The following is a 4,333-nucleotide window of genomic DNA, read 5'->3' as shown; positions in this document are numbered from 1 at the left end:
CCGAGGTCGTCAACGGCCTGATCGACGACATGGTGGCCGCCGGGCCGCCGGGAGATCTCAACGCGGCCATCGGTTTTCCGCTCCCGGTCCAGGTGATCTGCGAGCTCCTGGGGGTGCCCGCCGAGGACCGGGACCGCTTCGCCCACTGGTCGGACGCGATGCTCAACCTCACCCGCTTCGCCCAGGACGAGCTCGACCGGGCGGCCGGCGAGTTCTACGCGTACATGGCGGCGCACGTGCAGGCCAAGCGGCAGAATCCGGGCGACGACCTGATCAGCGAGCTGGCGTCGGTCGTGGACGCGCAGGACGGCCGGATGTCCGAGGCCGAGCTGATCGCGACCGCGCAGGGCCTGCTGGTCGCCGGGCACGAGACCACGGCCAACATGATCGGCAAGATGGTCGCGATGCTGCTGGCCGACCGGCGGCGGTGGGAGGCGCTGCTGGCCGACCGCACGCTGATCCCGGCCGCCGTGGAGGAGGCGGTGCGGTTCGACGCCAACGGTGGCGTGGGGCTGCCGCGCTACATCTCGGAGGACATCGTGCTCGGCGGCGAGAAGGTGCCGGCCGGCAGCACGGTGATCGCGAGCCTGGCCTCGGCCAACCGCGACGAGCGGGCGTTCGACCGGGCCGGCGAGATGGTGCTGGACCGCAAACCCAACATGCACCTCGGGTTCGGCGTCGGCCCGCATTCGTGCCTCGGCCAGTCGCTGGCCCGCACCGAGCTGCAGACCGTGCTGAGCGTGCTGCTGGACCGGCTGCCCGGCCTCGACCTGGCCGTCCCGGCCGGGGAGCTGCGCCGTCGTGAGGGCCTGGTCGTCGGCGGCCTGACCGAGCTCCCGGTCACCTGGTGACGCCGTGCGGGTGAGCGTCGACCAGGACCGGTGCTGCGGGGCGGGGCAGTGCGTGATGCTCGTACCGGAGGTGTTCGATCAGCGCGACGAGGACGGCATCGTCGTGCTGCTCGAGCCGTCGCCCGCGCCCGAGCTGCACGACGACGTGCGCCACGCGGCCGCGGTCTGCCCGGCGACCGCGATCACCGTGGACTGAGTCCCGTCACCGGCGTTCGGCCTGCTGCCGGATCAGCTCCTCGACCGCGCTGGGCAGGGTGGTTTCGAAGTCGATGAGTTTCGCCCAGGTCGGGGTGACGACGATCCGGACCATGCCGTCGTAGAGCGAACGGACCCCGGCCTCCCACTCGACACGCTGCTCGGGGGTCATCTGATAGCTGCCGTTCATCGACAGGTACTCGTCCGGGATGCCGTCGACGACGTCCAGCTCGGCCCGGCCGCGGATGAGCAGCATCTTCGGCGGGTGGACCTCGGTGTCGATGGTCAGGGCGACCATCGGGTTCGCGCGAAGGGCGTGCAGCTTCGCGGCGTTCTTCGCGGTGCACAGGACGATCTCCGAGCCGTTCCAGGTGAAGGCGATCGGGATGGCCCGCGGTGTCCCGTCCTTGGCGACGTAGGCCAGCCGGGTCAGGTCGCGGGCCAGCAGCTCCTGACTGATCGGCCGGTTCAGGATCTCGGTGATCTCGGTGGTCTGCACGGAGGAGCTCCTTCGTCGGCGTCGGGCCACATGTCGTGGCCGCTCGTGCCCCAGGGACGGAGCCGGCCGGAGGTTCTCGACATCCGAGGCGGACGAATTTCCGAAGCGACGAAGAACGTGTCTCAGGGGTGTTCCTGCTCGGCGAGGACCCGCTGGGCGATGCGGAAGGCGGTGTTCGCGGCCGGCACGCCGCAGTAGATCGCCGTCTGCAGCAGCACCTCCTCGATCTCCGCATCGGTCAGGCCGTTGCGCCGCGCCGCCCGCACGTGCAAAGCCAGCTCCTCGTGGTGGCCGAGCGCCACCAGGGCGGTCAGCGTGACCAGCGATCGGCTGCGCCGGTCGAGGCCGGGCCGCGCCCAGATCTCGCCCCACGCGTACCGGGTGATCAGATCCTGGAAGCCCGCGGTGAACGAGGTGGCGGCGGCGACCGCGCGGTTCACGTGCTCGTCGCCCAGCACCGTGCGGCGGACCGCCATGCCCGGCCGGTCCAGGTGCTCGACCAGCAGCTCCGCCACCGTGGCCGGGTGCTCGGCCGGAGCCAGGTGCGCGGTGTCCTCCAGCACCACCAGGCGGCCGTAGCGGACCCCCTCGGCGATCTCGGCCAGCTTCGCCGGCGGGGTGGCCTCGTCCTGAGCGCCGGCCACCGCCAGCACCGGCGCGGTGATCCCGGGCAGCCGCGCGGTGAGATCGTGGCCGGCCAGCATCTCGCAGACCCGCGAGTAGCTCTCGGCGTCGGCGTCGCGAAGCGAGTGCAGCAGCGCCGACCCGGCGGAGGGCGCACGGTCCAGGAAGCCGGGGGCGAACCAGCGGCGGGCCGAGCCCTCGAGCATCACCGCGGTGCCGGAGGAGTGGACCAGCTCGGCGCGTTCCCGCCAGCCGTCCGGCGTGCCGATGGTGGCGCCGGTGCACAGCAGCACGGCGGCCCGGACCAGGCCGGGGGCGTCCAGCATCAGCTGCAGGCCGATGGCCCCGCCGGCGCTGACGCCCGCGTACCGGAACGGGGTGTCACCGACCAGGTCCAGCACCGCGCGGGCGACGTCGCCGACGGAGAAGGCGCCCGACGGCGCCGGGCTCCGGCCGTGGCCGGGCAGATCCCACCCGATCACGTGGAACCGGCCCTCGAGGCGCTCCACGCAGCGGCCCCACAACGCCTCGACGGAGGTGCCGAGCGACGGGCCGACGACCAGCAGGGGACGCCCCGGGGCGTCGGCGAGCACGGTGCCGGTGAGTTTCACGGCGCCCATCACGAGACCCATTCTGATGCGCGTCGCAGCACCGCGTCGATGATCTCCGATTCGGCACCGGCGTACGGCTCGCCCAGCTTCTCGCGCTCCGCGTCGATGCCCGGGCGGGCCGCCTCGAGGTTCGCCGCCATCCGGCCGGTGTGCACACGCAGCCCGGCGAGCATCTCGGCGGTCTGCGACGCGGCCACGACCGTGCGCCGGGCGAGCGTGCGCAGCGTGGCCCACTCGACGTGCCACGGGCCGTCGGGGCGTTCGTCGAGCTGGCCGGCGGCGGCGGTGTGCAGGGTCGCCGCGAGCCCGGGCGCGGCCAGCGCGGCGCGGCGGATCAGCACGGAGAGGGTCGGGTTCCGCTTCTGCGGCATCGCGGACGATCCACCGCCCTTGGCCTCGGACAGCTCGCCGATCTCCGGGCGGGAGCCGGTGAGGACGTCGTTGGCGATGTGGCCCCAGGCGTCGGTGCACCCGGTCAGGGCGTCGCCGAGCCGGGTGACGGGCGCACGGCGGGTGTGCCAGGGCGATGCGACCTCGAGGCTCAGCGCCTCGGCGGCGACCGCGACGAGGCCCAGCCCGGTCGTGTGGGGGCCGGCCGTGTGCGGACCGGCCAGGTTCCCGGCCGCGCCGCCGACCTGGATCGGGAAGCGGGCCGGCAAGTGCGAAGCGGCGTCCAGCACGCCGCCGAGCCAACTCGCCACGGTCAGGCCGAAGGTGATCGGCACGGCGTGCTGGGTGAGGGTACGCCCGGCCCGCGGGGTCGCCCGGTGCTCGGCGGCGAGCCTCGCCAGCTCGAAGACCTGGGCGCTGACCTCCGCGCGGATCCGGGAGACCGCCTCACGCGCGCAGAGCACCAGCGCGGTGTCCAATGTGTCCTGGCTGGTGAGCCCGCGGTGCAGCTGCCGTGCCGCGGGGGAGTCGCCGAGCCGCTCGCGGAGCAGGGCCAGCAGCGGGATCACCGGGTTGCCGCCGGACTCGGCCCGCCTCGCGACGGTCGCGGCGTCCTCCGGCTCCAGCAGCTTCTCCAGGTCGGCGGAGACGCCCTGGGCGGCCAGCCACGCCGTCTCGACGCGGGCCAGCGCGGCCAGCACCGCGTCATCGGTGAACAGGCCGCCGGCGCGCTCGTCGCCGGGCCAGAGCAGGTCGGTCACGACTCGCCGGGCGATGTGTGGCCGGGGAAGGTCAGGAACACGGTCTCATTGTCGCCCTGCAGGCGGACGTCGAACACCAGCCCGTGCGCGTCGGGCGTGGCGAACAGCGTCGCCCGGCGCTCCGGGTCGAGCCCGGAGAGGAACGGATCGGTGGTGTCCGCCGGCAGGTAGACGCGGGTGAACAGCCGATGCGTCAGGCCGCGGGCGAACACCGTCATGGCGAAGAACGGGAGCCGGCCGGGCTCGGTCGGGCCGGGCCGCAGCGTGGTGAACGAGTAGTGGCCGCCGGCGTCGGTCGGCGCCCGCCCCCAGCCGGTGAACGTCCAGCCGTCGCGCCGGATCGAGCCGCCCGCCCGCACCACGTGCCCGTCCGGGTCGGCCTGCCAGATCTCCAACAGCGCG

Annotated in this window: 6 protein-coding genes and 1 pseudogene; 2 read left to right on the top strand and 5 right to left on the bottom strand. The window is 73.6% G+C overall.

What is annotated here, in order from left to right; all coding sequences use genetic code 11:
• On the top strand, nucleotides 1-851 hold an 851-nt coding region (locus tag AB0M20_RS21185), incomplete at its 5' end, for a cytochrome P450 (RefSeq protein ID WP_364300571.1).
• 4 nt (nucleotides 852-855) lie between these two features.
• Nucleotides 856-1,047, top strand: coding sequence for a ferredoxin (locus AB0M20_RS21180; protein ID WP_364300569.1), 192 nt, complete (start codon nucleotides 856-858; stop codon nucleotides 1,045-1,047).
• Nucleotides 1,048-1,053: 6 nt separating this feature from the next.
• Here the strand turns inward: AB0M20_RS21180 and AB0M20_RS21175 are convergent, their stop codons facing one another.
• From AB0M20_RS21175 to AB0M20_RS21155, 5 genes and pseudogenes are all read right to left on the bottom strand, one after another.
• Nucleotides 1,054-1,545, bottom strand: a complete 492-nt coding sequence (locus AB0M20_RS21175; protein ID WP_364300567.1) for a pyridoxamine 5'-phosphate oxidase family protein — start codon at nucleotides 1,543-1,545, stop codon at nucleotides 1,054-1,056.
• Between the two features lie 122 nt (nucleotides 1,546-1,667).
• A complete protein-coding gene (gene pcaC / locus AB0M20_RS21170) occupies nucleotides 1,668-2,021 on the bottom strand; it encodes a 4-carboxymuconolactone decarboxylase (protein ID WP_364300573.1) in 354 nt (117 codons plus the stop codon).
• A 42-nt stretch (nucleotides 2,022-2,063) separates the two neighbouring features.
• Nucleotides 2,064-2,789 (bottom strand): annotated as a pseudogene (locus AB0M20_RS21165) (alpha/beta hydrolase); the annotation flags it as partial.
• Entirely contained in the window at nucleotides 2,789-3,931 is a 1,143-nt protein-coding gene (locus AB0M20_RS21160; protein WP_364300565.1) for a lyase family protein, read from the bottom strand. The gene AB0M20_RS21160 and the pseudogene AB0M20_RS21165, both read right to left, overlap by 1 nt.
• On the bottom strand, nucleotides 3,928-4,333 hold a 406-nt coding region (locus tag AB0M20_RS21155), incomplete at its 5' end, for a protocatechuate 3,4-dioxygenase subunit alpha (protein ID WP_364300563.1). The genes AB0M20_RS21160 and AB0M20_RS21155, both read right to left, overlap by 4 nt.

The sequence above is a fragment of the Actinoplanes sp. NPDC051633 genome (assembly GCF_040681735.1).
In the GTDB taxonomy this organism is placed as follows: Bacteria; Actinomycetota; Actinomycetes; order Mycobacteriales; family Micromonosporaceae; genus Actinoplanes.
The sequence above is the reverse complement of the archived record's forward strand: the minus strand, read 5'-3'. Positions and strand labels throughout refer to the sequence as shown.

What these genes read in the sequence shown, in the direction of transcription:
- pcaC (WP_364300573.1), bottom strand. Translation starts at nt 2,021, where the DNA reads ATGGCGGTCCGCCGCACGGTGCTGGGCGACGAGCACGTGAACCGCGCG.